The following is a 16,376-nucleotide window of genomic DNA, read 5'->3' as shown; positions in this document are numbered from 1 at the left end:
CCGGCCGCCTGCGCCGCAGGCGCCGCGCTGCGCTGCACGGCCGCGCCAGTGCCCGCGCCCGTACCGCCCGCGGCGCGCCCGCGGGCCAGGCCGCGCCGCAGCTGCGCGAGGCTCTGCTCGCTCAGCTCCGCCACCTCGTCGGCCAGCAGCTTGAAGCCCTCGTCCTGCAGTTGGACGGTGGCGCGAAGCGCAAGCAGGGCGCCTTTGGAAACATATGACGAAGAGCGGCGCCATACTTCGGGAAAAAGCACAACCTCGCAGCGCTCGATCTGGTCCTCGAGCTCAATAAAGGCCATCGCTTTTCCCTGCTTGGTCGTAATCGTCTTGACCGATACAACCATGCCGGCGACGACGGTCCGCGACTCGTCGGCTGCCTCGGCCAAATCCATCAACCGGTCGTATCCGCCGCTCTCCAGCAATTCATCGTAATCGTCCAGCGGATGGCCGGACAGATACAAGCCCAGCAGTTCCCGCTCAAGGTCAAGCTGCTGTCCCACCGTATATTTCGGAGTTTCGGGATAATCAATATCCCAGTTCGGGGTCTCGACGAAATCGAACAACTGAATCTGCAAATCTTCCCGCTCCTTGCGCCATTTCAGCGCCGCGTCCACCGTCTCGTCCAGCATAGAGAGCAGTTGGGCCCGATGACCCGGCAGCGAATCAAACGCCCCACCCTGAATCAGCGATTCGATCACGCGTTTGTTGCAGGTGCGCAGATCGACGCGGCGGCAGAAATCGAGCAGGCTCTCAAACGGCCGTTCCCGCCGCTCGCGAAGGATGCTCTCCATCGCTTGCGTGCCGACGTTCTTGATCGCCGCAAGTCCAAAGCGGATCACGCCAATTGCCGGCGCCTTTCCACCTGTGTCCGAAGCCTCGTCAGATACCGAACCCTGCCCATCTTCAGCGGCAGCGCCACCGACAACGGCCTGGGGCGTAAACAGCACGCCGCTCTCATTCACATCCGGCGACAGTACGGTAATGCCCATCCGGCGGCTCTCGACGATGTATTCGGCAACCTTCCGGTGGCTTCCCATCACGGCTGTCAGCATCGCGGCCATGAAATGGACGGGATAATGCGCCTTCAGATATGCCGTTTGAAAGGCAAGTACGCCGTAAGCGGCCGCATGGGCCCGCGGAAAACCGTAATCCGCAAAGCGGACGATCATGTCGTACACCGCATTCGCATCACCTTCGGCATATCCTTGCGCAAGGCTGCCGCTCACAAAATGGCCGCGCTGCTCATCCAGCACTTCCCGCTTTTTCTTCGACACCGCGCGCCGCAGCAAATCCGCTTCTCCGAGCGAAAACCCCGCCATTCGCGAAGCGATTTGCATGATTTGTTCCTGATACACGATGATGCCGTACGTATCCTTCAGGATCGGTTCCAGATCCATATGCGGATATTCCACCGGAATATCGCCGTGCTTGCCGGCGATATATTTCGGAATGAACTCCATCGGGCCGGGACGATACAGCGCGACCACCGAAATGATATCTTCGAAAACCGAGGGCTTCATGTCGCGCAAAACGCGCCGTATTCCCGAAGACTCGAGCTGAAATACCCCGGTTGTCTCCCCGCGGCCGAGCATTTCGTAGGTGAGGAGATCATTATCCGGAATCACCCGAAAATCCGGAGCGCTGCCCGTTTGCTCTTTGATCCAGCGCATGCAGCGTTCAATGATAGAAAGCGTGCGCAGCCCCAAAAAGTCCATCTTCAGCAGGCCGATGGATTCGAGATTTTCCATAGAGTACTGGGTCAAGGCCGTACTCTCGCTGCCCGTTTGCAGCGGTACCGCATCCGTAAGCGGATCGCGGGAAATCACGACGCCGGCGGCGTGCGTGGAGGCGTGCCGCGGCATGCCCTCGACTTTCATGGCCATATCCAGTAAACCCTTGACTCTTACGCTCGAATCATAAAGTCCTTTGAGATCGGGGCTCTCCTTGAGCGCCCGTTCGATCGTCATTCCGAGATTGCCCGGAATCAGCTTGGCGACCTTATCCACTTCGCCGAACGGAACGTTCAGCGCGCGGCCCACGTCGCGAACCGCTGCCCGCGCCGCCATCGTCCCGAACGTAATGATCTGCGCCACGTGCTCCGGTCCGTATTTATCAACAACGTATGCGATAACCTCATCCCGCCGCTCGTCGCTGAAGTCGATATCAATATCCGGCATCGTAATCCGTTCCGGATTCAAAAAGCGTTCAAAGAGCAGATTGTACTTCATTGGATCCACATTGGTGATATGAAGCACGTAAGCCACGATGCTGCCCGCCGAGGAACCCCGCCCCGGGCCGGTGGCAATGCCGTGGCGATGGGCGAAGGCGATGAAATCCCAGACGATGAGGAAATAATCGGAGAAGCCCATGCTGGCGATGACTTCAAGCTCATATCTGAGCCGCTCCTCCAGCTTTTCGCGCCACTCCGTGTCCTGCCAGACTTCCAGCCCCCCATATCGTTCTTCAAGCCCTTTTCGGCACAATTCGGCCAAATAGCCTCCGGCGGTCAAGCCTTCGGGAATCGGACGGTAAGCGGGTAAAATATGCCGGCCAAACTCCAGTTCAAGCTCGCACGCTTCCGCAATTTTCACGGTGTTCGCCAGCGCTTCGGGAACATGGGGAAACAACGCGGCCATTTCCGCGCCGGTCTTTAAATACAACTGGTCGGTATTCATTTTGAGACGGTCTTCATCCTCGACGGTTTTGCCGGTGCCGATGCAGATCAGCACATCCTGGGTTTCGGCGTCCTCCCGGTTAAGGTAATGGACATCGTTTGTCGCCACGAGGCCGATTCCGGTCTTCGCCGCCAGTTCCATCAGCAGCGGATTCACTTTCTTTTGCTCCGGCATGCCGTGATCCTGCAGTTCCAGATAAAAGTCGTCGCCGAAAACCTGCTTGTACCGCAGCGCGGCCCGCTCCGCTTCCGCCGTCCGGCCGTGCAGCAGATTCTGGGGAATCTCGCCGCCCAGACAGGCGCTTAGGCAGATAAGCCCCTCCCGGTGGCGCTCCAGCGCGTCCCAGTCGATCCGAGGCTTATAATGAAAGCCCTCCAAATGCCCGATTGAGCACAGCTTCATCAGGTTGCGGTAGCCCGTTTCATTCTTGGCAAGCAAAATCAAATGGTAGATCGGCTGGTCCTGCCGGCTTCCCCGCTCCTTGCGCGAGCCTGAAGTAAAATACATCTCGCAGCCTATAATCGGCTTGATCCCGTGCGCCTTGCACAATTTATAAAAAGGGACCGCGCCGTACATGACCCCGTGTTCCGTCAGCGCCAGCGCTTTCATGCCGGAAGCGGAGGCCTTGGCAACCAATTCCTCCAGCCTGGCGGCGCCGTCCAGAAGACTATATTCACTGTGTACATGCAAATGAACGAAGCTGTCCATACGCGTCCCTCCTTTTTTCGTGGTCGTTTATTAATAATTTTATCATACAAGCCCCGAATACGCCCATACAATGGTAGTAGAGTGCAGGACAATCCTCGGAGAGGGAGCTGAAAGGATGAGCTCGTTTTTAACCAAAGCGGTGATGGATTTTTTTATTGCCTTCGGGATCGTCGTCGGAGGAGCGATGGTAGGGGGCATCGGAGCCATTGTTTCGCTGCAGCCTCCAACCCAAACGATGCTCGATATCGCCGACCGAATCAAAATCTGGGCGCTTGCCGCCGCGGTAGGAGGGACGATCGATCCGATGCGGGTGATCGAAAGCAATTTTTTCGACGGGAACCTGTCCCCAGCCATTAAGCAAATCCTGTATTTGATGTTCGCCTTCATCGGTGCCCATATGGGATCGGAGCTGGTGAGATGGATGTGCGGGGGAAGCCGGGGATGAACGAAAAAAAGAAGCCGGACCTCCAAGGTTTCCGCCGGTTTATGCAGCTTGCGGCTGTTTTCATCCTGGGTATGGTTGCGGGCAGCATCGTCTACAATGTCGTCTATCAGACCAGCTATAACACGCTTTGGATCGAAAACAAGGATTTGCAAATCCAGCTGCATCAGGCGGAAGAAGACAACCGGACGCTGAAAAAATACAACAATCGCGGATCGGTGATCAAAGAGATTAAAATCAGGGTGGAAGAACGTGACCCGCCGCTGGATTCGCTTGCCGTCAAAGAGGTTGTCGAGCAGCTTCATAAAGAATTGGAGGTGCTTCGGGGCAGAAGCGTCTTTGAAATCGATTCGGACGCGAAAATGGCGCGCACGCTGCTGAACCGGAAAATCTATCCCGTGCGCGACAAAGAATATGCGATCCAGATCAAAACGATGCTGGTCAGCGACGGCGTGCTGCAGGTTTGGGTGGACATGCGCCCCTATGTGCGAGTCTAGCAATTCATGGTACAATGGATTCATTTAAAATATTGGTAGTTAAAAAATCATCTTTTGACGATGAAACTATAAAGTCCCGTTTATGCAAAAAGGAGCTGCCATATTCTATGATCGAGGGAATTCTGTACGTATTGTACGCCGGATTGATCGCTTGCTGTCTGAGCGCGGTTTTCTTCAGCGTCAAATCCAGACGTTCGCTGGATCCGAAGGCTCGCGGCCTATCGGCGGCAAAAAACAATATCAGCATGGGGGGCATGCTGATCATTTTGGCGCTGATTCAAATGTTCATGTTCAGCGGCTCCACGGTGCGTGTCGTTGTCGGCGCGATTTTTATGGTCCTTGGGGCGTTCAACATTTTCGCGGGCATTCGCAATCACGGCTACTTTTCCCGCCGATAATCCCTTCTCCGCGAAAAATTACGGATGGTCGATCGATTGCAGCGTCATGACGGCTTTGGAAATCAGACTATCCTGATAGGTCAAGGCGATTTCCAGCTTGCAAGCTCTGCGGCTCATTTCGAGAACGACCGGGCTGACTACGATCGGATTCTCGATTTCCACCGGACGCACGAAATACGTGGTGATATTATCGACCACGAAATCACCGCCATTGGCATCCTTTGCCGCGCGAAGTCCGGCTTGGGTCATGAGTGAAGTCAATACGCCTTGCGAAATCGTCCCCAAATCGGTCGACATCTGCGGCGTGATCATGCCATGGAAAAACAGCCGCCCTTCCGAATCGCGTTCTTCCGCAAAGCCGTTCCACATCAAATGCTCGAAGGTTTCCCCAAGCTGCGGCTGATTGCGCGCGTCCCGCATCGCCTGCAGCACTTCCCTGCGCGTAACCGAAGACACAAGCTTCCGGTTGCGGTCTACCACGGGAAGAAAATCGATCCCTTCCCAGACCATGATTTGCGCGGCGGATGCCAGCGAGGTTTGCAGTCCTACGGTGATGGGATGGCGGGTGAGGCACTTCTCGATGCTCTGGTCCCCGTTCAAATCTTCCACGTCTTTGCGGCTGACAATCCCGATAACCCGGTTCCATTCATCCACGACGGGAAAATGCTGGAGGCCCGTTTCCAGAGTCAACTGGTCAAAGTCCGAAATATTGCTTGTCACTTTCAGCATGTTAACCCGCGGCTTGCGTGCCACAATGTCCTCGACCAGCATGATTTTCTTCTTGATCAGACGGTCGAAGATCGCGCGGTTAATCATGGAAGCCACCGTAAACGTGTCATGACGCGACGAAATGACCGGCAATTCCAAACGATCCGCCAGCGCTTTGACTTCGCGGCTCGTCCCGAATCCCCCGGTTACCAGTACGCCGGCCCCCTGCTCCAGAGCAAGGGAATGGGCGTCTTCACGGTTGCCGATGAGAAGCAGGCTGCCCGCATCGATATAGCGGGCCATGGCGTCGATTTTCATTGCGCCGATGACGTACTTGTGCAGCGTTTTGTCCAGACCTTCGCTGCCGCCAAGCACATGTCCTTCCACGATTTCAACGACATCCCCGAACGACAGTTGATCGGAAATGTTCCGCGGCTTCTTCTCCACGCGAACCGTACCGATCCGTTCCTTCGTGATGACAATTCCCAGATTCTCCGCTTCTTTTACCGCCCGATAGGCCGTCCCTTCGCTGACGCCCAAGCTTTTCGCGAGCTTGCGAACCGAGATTTTCGTTCCGATTTTTAATCCCTCGATGTGCTGCAGCAGCTGTTCGTGTTTCGTTATACTTTCTTCCGAATCAAACAACTGTTATACCCCCCATCCCCAATCTGTACTATTCTGTATCCATTATACACGTTTTAAAAGTAAAAAAAAGTCTCTTTCCGCCCCTCGCATTAGCCCCGGCGATTTTGTGACCGGCATCACAAACGTTCGTCGCGTGGAAGGTATAATGGGGTCATTACTTCAAATTTGAACTTACAGGAGGAATCATGATGTCGATGATTACCACAACCGTCGTTGCGACCGAATATCCGCCGCAGGTGAAACATGACGTGATTTTTAACGCTTACCTTGGCTTGAATCCGGGAGAGGCCATGCTGCTGATCAACGATCACGATCCGGTACCGCTGCGCTACCAGTTCGAAGCCCTATACCCGGGTCAATTCGACTGGGAGTATCTCGAGCAGGGGCCAGAACGTTATCAGGTGAAAATCGGCAGAATATAAGAAAAACGTCTATCGACGTTTATAAATCCTATAATCTAAAACAAAAAAGCAGCCTACGGCGTTCCCTCCGTTCAGGCTGCTTCTTTTGTTATCGTATCGTCTTCGTCTTTACAAGCCCTGCCCCCGTTTGCCTTCCTCCTGCCATTTGAGCTGCCACTCTTGCAGTTTGGCCCGCCGGACGGCGTCCAGAGCCCGCTGCTTCTCTTCGCCCACTCCCAAAATAAAATGCAAATGTGCGCCGATGACCAGAAAAGCAAAACCTGCCCACACAATGCCGAATGACGATACCCATCCCGCTCCCGGAGCAAAAGAAATCATCGGCAGCGCGTATACCAGCATGGCCAAAGCCAAAATCAAAAAAAGGACATTTTTCCATTTGTTCGTCTTCTTAGCCGTTTTCATCTTCCATGGCTCCTTCATTTCTAGAATCTATATTTCTATTCTATGAAGGTATTCGGAAGAATATGAGAGGGAATCTCTATAAGTATAAATTAATATTGGGCGTGTAAAGGCAGCCGTGTGAACTGTTCTTCCGATCGCTGTTGTTCCCGGATTTCTTTGATTATATGAATTGCCAGACCACTTTCATTTTATTTAACTTATATAGATTTTTAGAGTTCCGCGCCGTACAAATGCTGCAGGCTGTCCGTTATGATTTTATTGACGTCCTGAATAATGACGCTTAACCGTCGTTCGGCTTCAAAAAGCCGGCGGATATTCAAATTGAGACTCAGCACTTCAAACAATTTCTCCATTTTTTCCATCTCTTCCTGATCCGGCATGCTGCCTGCCATCATGGCCCGCTGCATTTCGTTTTGACGGCTGCGGAAGTCTTCCAGCATCCGCTTGCTTTCCGGGTCGGCATCGATCAGCCTCATGGCTGCGGAAATTTCCGCCACCTCCGTACTGTCCTTCAACGCCTGAGCCAATTCATGCGCTTTGTCGTAAACGTTCATTGATTTACCTCCCAAATATAATCTTCTTCAGCATCGTTCCGCTCCAAGATGGGCTCGGTGTGAACGAGTCGTGAAATTTGCAGGCACGCATCGCTTGTCTAGGGTGGAGCCGCATTTTTATCGCCCAACGGTTCGTGGCTCCGCCGACGAAGGCAGCCACAGCCTCGCCGACCATTGCATAAAATCAATCGGACAACCTGATGCCTCTTTCTCATGGGCAAATATCCCGGCGCTTCTTGCGAGATGCTCCCTTGGGTTAATCACCAAGGATTCTATGTCCTCATATGATGCATTACATGCATATACGCTGATGACCACTTCTTGCATCCAAGACTCAAGCTTAGCTTGGAAGGAGATCCGCTTCATGCCCTCCAAAAAAATAACGGTACAGATCATGACACCCGGCTTACTGGAAAATGACATCGTCGTGCTCGGGGAAACATTGATCAAACAGTGGAAAATTCCAACGCAACACCCGCTCCAACTCGTATTCGGCTCGTTCCGGCAACGCATCAAGGTTGTCCCGTTATCCAGATTCGAAGGGATCCGAATCAGTCCTGAACTGGCAAAGCAAATGGGGATTCAGCCACGGGCGGTCCTGCGGCTCATTTACCGCCCCCATTCTACATCGCTTCAGTTCGGTCCTCTTGTCGGAGTACTGATCAGCCGGGATTTCCCGGAAAATCCGGAACGGCCCTTTGGCCCGATCAGCCTGTTCTGCAGAGAACTCGTCAACGCCTGTCAGCGTCAAGGAGTATATGTTTATTTTTTTACGCCCAATCACATCGGAACGGATTCCGGAAATGTCACAGGCTGGGTTTACGGCAACGGATGGAAACAGACCCAGGTGCCGGCCGCGGATGTATTCTACAATCGGCTTACGTCGCGCAAGCTTGAGAACAAACCTAGCGTACAGCATTTTCTAAAAGAAGTAAAATCGCGGTACGGAAGCCATTTTTTCAATGAAAAGTTTCTTGATAAAACCGAAGTGTTCGAGGCCCTTGGACATACGGACTCTCTGAAGCATTATTTGCCGGAATCCCACCTGTTCCGAAATTTCGCCATGCTGAAGGCCATGTGCGCCAAGCATCCGATCGTTTTCCTGAAGCCGATCAAGGGCAGCTTGGGCAAAGGCATCATCCGGGTATCGCGGCTGGAAGGCGGAGCTTACCAGATCTTGACCGCTCAGGTCGGCGGGACGGGACGGCAGTCTTATCCAAACCTCACCAAACTGTTCTCCGCCTTGTCGGGCAAAATGAAAACGACAAGGTATCAAATCCAACAGGGACTGAGCCTGATCGAAATAAACGGCAGACCGGTCGACTTTCGCGCGCTCGTTCAGAAAAACCGATTGGGAAAATGGACGGTGACCTCCATTGTCGCACGTATCGCGGGCAGTCATCATTTCGTGTCCAATTTGGCCCGCGGCGGTTCGCTTAGCAGCGTCAAAGATGCGGTCGCACGCAGCGCACTGCCCGCAGGCATCAAATCCAAAATCGGCGTGCGGCTCAGAAGAGCCGCGATCGATATCGCGCAGGGTGTTGACTCCGAGCTTTCGGCTCACTTCGGAGAGTTTGGCATCGACCTCGCGGTGGATACAAGCGGCAGGGTATGGCTGCTTGAGGTCAACTCCAAACCGTCCAAAAACGACAACACCCCGATAAACGAAGGAAAGATTCGTCCTTCCGTCAAGAAAGTCATCGAATACGTACGTTATTTGTCCGGCTTTTAAGGAGGGACCTCAAAGATGAAAGCACTGCCCCGAGGCGCCGTTGGCATCCTGGAGAGCGAACATGAGGGGCCCCTTCCGTTCGGGGAGACCTCCTTCTGCCGCAAGCTTTGCGAGATGGGGGAGCGGCAGGGGATCACCGTTTACGTCTTTTGCCTGGCCTGGATCGGTAACGGGGGTTCCGGAGTTACGGGGTATACCACCCACTGCGGAAACTGGGTGCGCAAAGAATTCCCAAGGCCGGACGTCATTTACGACCGCTGCTTCACCCATGACCGGAAGCAGATATTGCGCAAACAGCGCCTGCTTGATCAGTTGGCCAAAGAGCATCATTTTATCTATTTAGCCCGAGGCCTGGCGGGAAAATGGCCGGTATATCAAGCGCTCCGCAAGTCCTCCGACTTCCGTCCGTATTTGCCTGAGACCGTACAGTATAAAGACTCCTCGCAGCTTACGGCATGGCTTCAGACTCACGGAGGCGAGGCTTTTCTTAAACCGCAATTCGGCACGCACGGAAAAAGGACGCTATATGTCCTGTGGCCAAGCGAAAACGGTGAACTTCTGATCAAGGGACGAGGCGGAAGCAACGAAATGTTCCTTCACCGCTTCTCTTCTCCGGAAGCGGGGCTTAGCTGGATTCACCGGTTTGCGGGGAATCGTCCTTTTTTGATACAGCCCTATTTGAAGCTAAGCAGCGCTCAAGGCGATCCGTTTGACGTTAGGGCCCTCATGCAAAAAAACGAAAAGGGAAAGTGGAGTTTAACGGGAATGGCGGTCCGGGTCGGACAGAAGCATTCGCTGACCTCCAATCTCCACGGCGGAGGAACCGCTCATCAGGCGCTGCCTTATCTGACGGCGGTGCTGGGTGAACAGGCCGGAAGAGCGGCCGCTTCGCGAATACGCGAGCTTTCCTTGCGAATCCCGGAATATCTGGAGACAAGGTTCGGCCGCCTGGCTGAGCTTGGTATCGATTTTGGCGTCGACAGTCAGGGATACGTGTGGATTTTAGAGGTAAACTCCAAGCCGGGCCGCTCTTCGTTCTTCCGGATCGGAGACCGTAAAAGCGCGCTGAAATCAATCGAAAATCCGATTGTTTACGCCCGCTATTTGCTGCTGAGCAGACCGTGAAAACTTTTAGGAGGAAAAACCCATGAGTTTGACTTTTTGCAACGTCCATTTCACGCAAGAACCCCAGAGAGTGGTCTATGTATCCGAGGCTTTGATGAAAAACCTGAAGCTGTCGGGGAAAAAGTCGGTGAATCTCCGGCTGGGCGGCGAACGGATTCCCGCTACGGTCAAACGCATCCGCAAAGCGGGGAAACATCTGTATTTGGCAAACGGCGTCCGCAGAGGCATCAAGATTCCACAGCCCGGCGGAATTCTTCTTCGCAGTCCCCAGGAAGGCGAGGTACAGATCGGCCCCCTTATCGGCGTACTTTCGGACGGTCCGATATCCTCCACCCAAAATCCGTTCGGGTCGCGGACCGGGTTTATCAGACAGCTTCTCAGGCAAGGCAGCAAGCAATCCTATATTTTTGCGTTTACGCCAAGGGATGTCCAGTGGGATGACGAAACGATCAACGGATATTTTCTGAATGACGCCGGACATTTTGTGCGCAGACGCGTGCCGATGCCCGACGTGGTCTACAATCGGCTGCCGAGCCGCCGGGCGGAAACGAGTCCCGCGATGAATCAATTGAGAGAAAGATTTATGCGCCGGAAGATTCCGTTTTTCAACTGGAGCTTCTTCAACAAGTCCGATATCTACCGCCTGCTTGAAAAAGAGATCGGAGTGAGCCGCTATGTGCCCGAGTCGATCATGAGCCCCGCTCCGGAGCAAATCAAGGAAATGCTTGATCGGCATTCACTGGTTTACTACAAACCAAACGGCGGCAGCCTCGGCAATGGAATCTACCGGTTATCCTATATTCCCAAAAGCGGATATTACGCCCGGTACCGGAAAAACGGCAAAAATTCCTTGATTCGATTCGCTTCCTTCAACAGCCTCATGCGAACGCTTCAGGCACGCCATGGCAACTCGCTGCGCAATTATGTGGCCCAGCAGGGCATTCGGCTGATCGAAATCGACGGCTGCCCGATTGATTTCCGGTTTCATATGCATAAGAACGGGAAAAACCAGTGGGTTGTGGTTGGCGTCGGCGCCAAAAAGGCGGGAAGAGGCAGCGTCACCACCCACTTGAAAAATGGCGGATCGCTGCTGACGCCGGAACAGGCGCTTGGCCGAGCTTTCGGTGCCAGATCCGATGAGGTGCTGCGACAGGCTAAAGTCGTAGCGATTACGCTGGCCGAGGCCATCGAATTCCACCAGCAGCATCTGATCGGCGAAATCGGCTTTGATATAGGGATCGACAAGGATGAGCGGATCTGGATGTTCGAAGCGAACGCCAAACCGGGTCGTTCCATTTTTAAGCACCCCTCGCTTCGCGCGGAGGGAAAGGCGTCGGTGGAGCATATTTTGGAGCACTGCCTGTTCTTAAGCAAATTCCGTAGGAGGGAGGGGTCATGAACAGTCTCCCTATAGTTATGGCCGAAGATAAACCCGTGATCGCCGTGCTGACCGTCGCTGACGAATGGAAACTCTTTCGCGGAAATCGCGCCAACTTCAGGGATATTCTGAAAACCGGACACGATCTGGACTATCCGGTTTATGTCATTACCACCAAAGACCTGAAGCTGACATCCCGAAAGGTCCAGGGGTACGTGTTTCACTCCGAGGACAAAACATGGAAGAAGCAATGGGTTCCGCTTCCCAATGTGATATATAACCGGATTCCGCTTCGCGAAGATGAGCGGAAGCCTGCCGTCCGCCGCAAAATCGCCGAATGTATCCGGCATGACTCCATTCACTTTTTCAATCCTTTTTTCTTTAACAAATGGAGGCTGTTCGACTGGCTGAAAAAAAGCCGTTCGACCCGCTCGCTCGTGCCCGACACGAAAAGACTGCGTTCTCCCAAGACGTTATCCGACATGCTGAAAAAGTATGGTCTGTTGTATTTAAAACCGGAAAGCGGCAAAGCCGGGAAAGGGATCATGCTGCTGCAATACGATCCAACGGAACTGAAGCCGCTCCGGTTGACCATTCAAGGAGAGAGAAGCAAGAACGTCAATTTCAGAACCGGCAGCCTTGCCGTGTTATGGAAACGAATCAAGTCGGAAATGACCAATACGCCATATATCATCCAGGAAGCCATCGAGCTGGCTTCGTATCAGGATCGGCATTTTGACATGCGGGTGCTGGTGCAAAAAACCGGTAAGGGCTCCTGGACGGTCACTGGAGTGGGCGCCCGGCTCGCGGGCCTAAAACGGATCACGACCCATGTACCTCAAGGGGGAAGCATTGAGGATCCCGAGAAGCTGCTCACCGTAGTGTTCGGGTCCAGCATGACCTCGTTTCTGCTGGAGAAGGTCAAATCCAACTCCATTCTGATCGCAAAGCAGATCGAGAAGGAAGCCGGACACACGCTTGGCGAGATGTCGATGGATCTTGGGATTGACACGGAAGGACGGATTTGGTTCTTCGAAGCGAACGCGAAGCCCATGAAATTTGACGAGCCGCACATCCGCAAAAAGTCGCTGGAGCGTATTTTTCAATTCAGTCAATTCTTGTCCCAGCAGCCCAAAAGATAGGTAATCAGGAGGCGATTGACTATGGAAATCAAAGCCGTCCATCCCGGCAGCGAATCGGAATGGGTACGGCAGCACGGAGAAATCCTGGCTTTTATCGGCAAATACGGTGCCAAGCGGATTCCGCCCGTCGCCCGTCGAGACCTGCTCAAGCTGACGCTTGCGAGCCTGGAACAGCCTGGCGCTTCCCTTCTGGCCGCCACCATTCAAGCGGAAGACGGACCCAGAACGGCCGGGGTTTCCTGCATAACCGACTACGGAAACGGCCTTTGCCTCGTCGTCGTTCACCCGCTATACCGCGGACTTGGGCTCGGCACTAAGCTGCTCGCGAGACAGCTGGCTATGCTCGGGCGATTATCCTGCCGGGTCTCCTTGGATCAGGTTGCCAGTCTTCAGATGTGTTTCCGGGCGGGCCTTAGCGCCAAACGGTTGATCAAGGTTCGGGGAGGGCGCCCTTTCCTTTTGCTGGAGGACGCCCCCTCTTCCAAAGCGGAACCGTTCTCTCCAGCCAACTTCATGCAAGGAAGGTGACTCTCATTGCCAGATCCTGTTCTGGGGATTTTGACCTTATACCTGAACGATAAAAAGCAGCTTGAGGAACGGCATATTTATCAGAAGATGATTGCGGAGGGGCAAAGGCTGGGGCTAGATGTTTTTGTCTTCACTCCGATGGACGTGGCGGACAGCAAAAAATTGATTCACGCGCTCACCTACGATCCGAAAACCGGAAAATGGTCGCGAAAATGGCGCAGCTTTCCGAACATGATCTTCGACCGCTGCCGGATTCAACACAGTAAGCGGTTTGAGCAGTTGAAGCGATTCCGCGTCCGCTATGGGAATCTCACGTTCCTCAACCGTCCGCTGCGCAACAAATGGATGATTCATCAAATTTTGTCCCGCAAGGCACGCTTTCGTCCGCATTTGCCCGAAACGGTCCTGTTTCAGAATACCAAAGACGTACTTGGCCTCCTTAAAAATCACGACACGGTGTATATCAAGCCGATCAACGGAACCGGAGGCAGAGGCATTCTGCGGGTCGAGCGCCAAAGCGGCGATACCTACCTGATTCAGGGCAGACGCCAAAACCGGACCATCATTCCGGCCAAAAAGCTACACAAAGCCCAGCTTGGCGCTTTCCTTCTCGGCTGGAAGGGAAAGGGCCGTTTTATTGCCCAGCAAGGCATCCAAATCAAGCTTCCCGATGGTCGGGTTCATGACTACCGAATGCTAGTTCAGAAAAACGGTCGCGGCGAATGGGAAGTGACCGGTTGCGCGGGGCGCGTCGGAGCCGTTCGCAGCGTCACCTCCAATCTGCACGGAGGCGGCCGCGCAGTCGCGATGAGCACAATGCTCCGGCAGTGGATCGGAAGCGACGAGAAGCGGCTGGAGGTACGCAGAACGGCCGAAAAACTGGGGGTGGACATCGCCGCCGATTTGGAAGCGTCGATTGGATCGCTATGCGAGCTTGCCCTGGACCTGGCCATTAACAAAAGCGGCCAGATTTATGTTCTGGAAGTAAACCCTAAACCGGCGCGTGAAGTTTTTCGTCAATCCGGCGATCAGGAAGCTTACCGAAATGCGATTACCAAACCGTTGGAATACGCCGTATGGATGCATAAAAATAAAGCCGCTCCTTCTTAGAGGAGCGGCTTCCCTTTTTGAGGGATAAGATCAGTTTTCTGAGGCCTTGTCATACAAATCGATCAATGCGTGGAAAGAAGCGATCAAAACATCGGATCCCGCAAGCTCGTTCCCTTGGCCGAAACCCGCGTAAGCGCAGCCGATCACAGTCTGGCCGTTGTTTTTCCCCGCCTCCACATCGGAAGAACGGTCACCAACCATCCATGCGCTGCGGATTCCGTGATTGTCCAGCAGCAACTTGACCAGATCCGTTTTGGTGGCGGTCAAAAACTCCCCGGCGCTATAGACCCCTTCAAAAAGCGGCAGAATATGATGGGCTTCGGCGACTCCTTTAACATAGTGCTCCAATCCGTTGCTGGCCACAAATAATCTTACGCCCCTCCGGTGAAGCTGTTCCAATGTCTCCCGAACTTCGGGGTAAAGCTCCGTGAAATATTCCTTGAGACCGGATAATTCCAGTTCGAGCAGCAGTTCATTGGCCCGCTCGCGTACGCTCTCGTCCGAACCCGGGATGACCCGTTTCCAAATATCCTCCAGCAGCATTCCCAAACTGCTCAGCACCAGCTCTTCCGGCGGAGTTTCCCCGCTATAAAGCTTCTCCTCCCTAAGCCGGTCAAACAGCCTGTGAAAAGCCGGCAGCAGCAGCGTTTCCGTTTTGAACAAGGTTCCGTCCATATCGAAAATCATCGCTTCCGGTTTTTTTAGCCCCGCATGAGTTTTCTCCATCTCCACTTTCCTTCCCGTCTATGTTTATAGCCCCATGATATGTCAAACTGACGTGCCTTGTAAACCAAGATGGCCTTTTACCGGGATTTGGACTTCCTGGAGCGGCGCGTTTTGATTTCGGCAAATATCAGCAGAATAACGGGAAAAACCACTTGAAACGGAAAGGCGTAATATTTATATACGTCCATGGCAAAAGTCTCCATTTCCATAATATTGTCGTATAAAATATCAGCCAAGTAGATGATCAGCAGGCCGGTCTGCACGACAACGCTTCGGTAGCTTTTCAGACCAAACAAAGTGCAAATTCCTTTGCTTGCGGCCATCAGACAAACACCCACTTTGATGAATATGGCAATGACGAACACGATGGCCACCGTTCCTTCTATTCTTTGAATAAACTCTCCAATGCTGATTCTCCCCACAGCCGCATAGGAGGGAAAATACACGTTGGCCAGCGTATAAGGACCCAGCACGAAAATATTCCGGAAAGAGATGAACAGCACCAGTCCTCCCCCAATCAGAAGGCCATATATAAAAATATCGAATGACGTCTTTTTTCCTTTGAGGGACGTGAAAATGGCCATAAACAAAATCGTCTCCGCAAACGGAAACGAAAACGCGGAGAAGGTTCCCTCCCATATTGGCCCCCATCCTTCGTCAAGAATTGGAAACATATTCTTGACTTTGAGTATGCCGACGGTCAAAACAAAAACAAACAGAATGATGATAAGGCAAGTATTCAATAGAAGTCGCGCGCTTCTTCCCATCGTTTCGATGCCGGCCAGGACCACAGCGATGCAAAGCACGCCCACAAACAGCATAGAAATGAGCATCGGCGTTTCGGGCATCGCTTCCGTAACCATAAATTCCCCGTAATTTCTGAGAACCAGGGCTCCAAGATGCATGGCATACCAAACATACAGCACTATGAATATTTTGCCGATGAACTTCCCCATCACATTCTGAAAGATCTCAAATAGGTTTTGGCCGGGAAAAAGAGCCATCAGCCGCACGGCAATCAGCATTACCGGTATTGCCAAGCCGATGGCCAGGATGATTGCAACCCATGAATCAATTTTGGCTTGTCCTGCCGTTCCCAGGATCATCGTGCTCCCCATAATGAACAATATGAAGAGATTTCGGGCTTCTCCGTGAGAAATGATTTCCTTTTGCATAGGGGTCCTCCT

Annotated in this window: 16 protein-coding genes; 10 read left to right on the top strand and 6 right to left on the bottom strand. The window is 53.3% G+C overall.

What is annotated here, in order from left to right:
* Positions 1-3,380, bottom strand: a 3,380-nt coding sequence (locus ACI48K_RS22145; RefSeq protein ID WP_475029815.1) for a DNA polymerase III subunit alpha, incomplete at its 3' end; no start/stop codon positions are given.
* A gap of 115 nt (positions 3,381-3,495) precedes the next feature.
* On the opposite strand from ACI48K_RS22145, the gene ACI48K_RS22140 reads away from it, so the two are divergent.
* From ACI48K_RS22140 to ACI48K_RS22130, 3 genes are all read left to right on the top strand, one after another.
* Positions 3,496-3,825, top strand: coding sequence for a YtrH family sporulation protein (locus ACI48K_RS22140; RefSeq protein WP_475029814.1), 330 nt, complete (start codon positions 3,496-3,498; stop codon positions 3,823-3,825).
* Positions 3,822-4,319, top strand: a complete 498-nt coding sequence (locus ACI48K_RS22135) for a sporulation membrane protein YtrI (RefSeq protein WP_475029813.1) — start codon at positions 3,822-3,824, stop codon at positions 4,317-4,319. Before ACI48K_RS22140 ends, ACI48K_RS22135 begins: the two co-directional genes overlap by 4 nt.
* Positions 4,320-4,426: 107 nt before the next feature.
* A complete protein-coding gene (locus ACI48K_RS22130) occupies positions 4,427-4,717 on the top strand; it encodes a YtpI family protein (protein WP_475029812.1) in 291 nt (96 codons plus the stop codon).
* 18 nt (positions 4,718-4,735) lie between these two features.
* On the opposite strand, the gene ACI48K_RS22125 is transcribed toward ACI48K_RS22130, so the two are convergent.
* Positions 4,736-6,070 carry a DRTGG domain-containing protein gene (locus tag ACI48K_RS22125; protein WP_475029811.1) on the bottom strand — a complete coding sequence of 445 codons (1,335 nt, stop codon included), beginning with the start codon at positions 6,068-6,070 and terminating at the stop codon, positions 4,736-4,738.
* A 188-nt stretch (positions 6,071-6,258) separates the two neighbouring features.
* On the opposite strand from ACI48K_RS22125, the gene ACI48K_RS22120 reads away from it, so the two are divergent.
* Positions 6,259-6,492 carry a DUF2249 domain-containing protein gene (locus ACI48K_RS22120; protein WP_475029817.1) on the top strand — a complete coding sequence of 78 codons (234 nt, stop codon included), beginning with the start codon at positions 6,259-6,261 and terminating at the stop codon, positions 6,490-6,492.
* A 108-nt stretch (positions 6,493-6,600) separates the two neighbouring features.
* Here the strand turns inward: ACI48K_RS22120 and ACI48K_RS22115 are convergent, their stop codons facing one another.
* Both ACI48K_RS22115 and ACI48K_RS22110 read right to left on the bottom strand, forming a co-directional pair.
* Positions 6,601-6,894: a hypothetical protein gene (locus ACI48K_RS22115; protein WP_475029810.1), complete on the bottom strand. Its 294-nt coding sequence runs from the start codon at positions 6,892-6,894 to the stop codon at positions 6,601-6,603.
* 209 nt (positions 6,895-7,103) lie between these two features.
* Complete coding sequence (locus tag ACI48K_RS22110; protein WP_475029809.1) at positions 7,104-7,448, bottom strand: YlbF/YmcA family competence regulator; 345 nt, start codon at positions 7,446-7,448, stop codon at positions 7,104-7,106.
* Positions 7,449-7,812: 364 nt separating this feature from the next.
* Between ACI48K_RS22110 and ACI48K_RS22105 the strand changes: the two genes are divergently transcribed.
* The 6 genes from ACI48K_RS22105 to ACI48K_RS22080 are packed head-to-tail and all read left to right on the top strand — an operon-like array spanning position 7,813 to position 14,463.
* Positions 7,813-9,180, top strand: a complete 1,368-nt coding sequence (locus ACI48K_RS22105; RefSeq protein WP_475029808.1) for a YheC/YheD family endospore coat-associated protein — start codon at positions 7,813-7,815, stop codon at positions 9,178-9,180.
* Positions 9,181-9,195: 15 nt separating this feature from the next.
* Entirely contained in the window at positions 9,196-10,305 is a 1,110-nt protein-coding gene (locus tag ACI48K_RS22100; RefSeq protein WP_475029807.1) for a YheC/YheD family endospore coat-associated protein, read from the top strand.
* A gap of 22 nt (positions 10,306-10,327) precedes the next feature.
* Positions 10,328-11,704 carry a YheC/YheD family endospore coat-associated protein gene (locus ACI48K_RS22095; protein WP_475029806.1) on the top strand — a complete coding sequence of 459 codons (1,377 nt, stop codon included), beginning with the start codon at positions 10,328-10,330 and terminating at the stop codon, positions 11,702-11,704.
* Complete coding sequence (locus tag ACI48K_RS22090) at positions 11,701-12,825, top strand: YheC/YheD family endospore coat-associated protein (protein WP_475029805.1); 1,125 nt, start codon at positions 11,701-11,703, stop codon at positions 12,823-12,825. Before ACI48K_RS22095 ends, ACI48K_RS22090 begins: the two co-directional genes overlap by 4 nt.
* Positions 12,826-12,846: 21 nt before the next feature.
* Complete coding sequence (locus ACI48K_RS22085; protein ID WP_475029804.1) at positions 12,847-13,353, top strand: GNAT family N-acetyltransferase; 507 nt, start codon at positions 12,847-12,849, stop codon at positions 13,351-13,353.
* A gap of 6 nt (positions 13,354-13,359) precedes the next feature.
* Positions 13,360-14,463: a YheC/YheD family endospore coat-associated protein gene (locus ACI48K_RS22080; RefSeq protein WP_475029803.1), complete on the top strand. Its 1,104-nt coding sequence runs from the start codon at positions 13,360-13,362 to the stop codon at positions 14,461-14,463.
* A gap of 30 nt (positions 14,464-14,493) precedes the next feature.
* Here the strand turns inward: ACI48K_RS22080 and ACI48K_RS22075 are convergent, their stop codons facing one another.
* Together ACI48K_RS22075 and ACI48K_RS22070 are read right to left on the bottom strand one after the other, a co-directional pair.
* Positions 14,494-15,189 (bottom strand): HAD family hydrolase, encoded by a 696-nt coding sequence (locus tag ACI48K_RS22075; protein ID WP_475029802.1) that lies wholly within the window; start codon positions 15,187-15,189, stop codon positions 14,494-14,496.
* Between the two features lie 77 nt (positions 15,190-15,266).
* Positions 15,267-16,364 (bottom strand): GerAB/ArcD/ProY family transporter, encoded by a 1,098-nt coding sequence (locus ACI48K_RS22070; RefSeq protein WP_475029801.1) that lies wholly within the window; start codon positions 16,362-16,364, stop codon positions 15,267-15,269.
* Between the last annotated feature and the right edge of the window lie 12 nt (positions 16,365-16,376).

The sequence above is a fragment of the Paenibacillus terrisolis genome, from assembly GCF_056171975.1.
The sequence above is the reverse complement of the archived record's forward strand: the minus strand, read 5'-3'. Positions and strand labels throughout refer to the sequence as shown.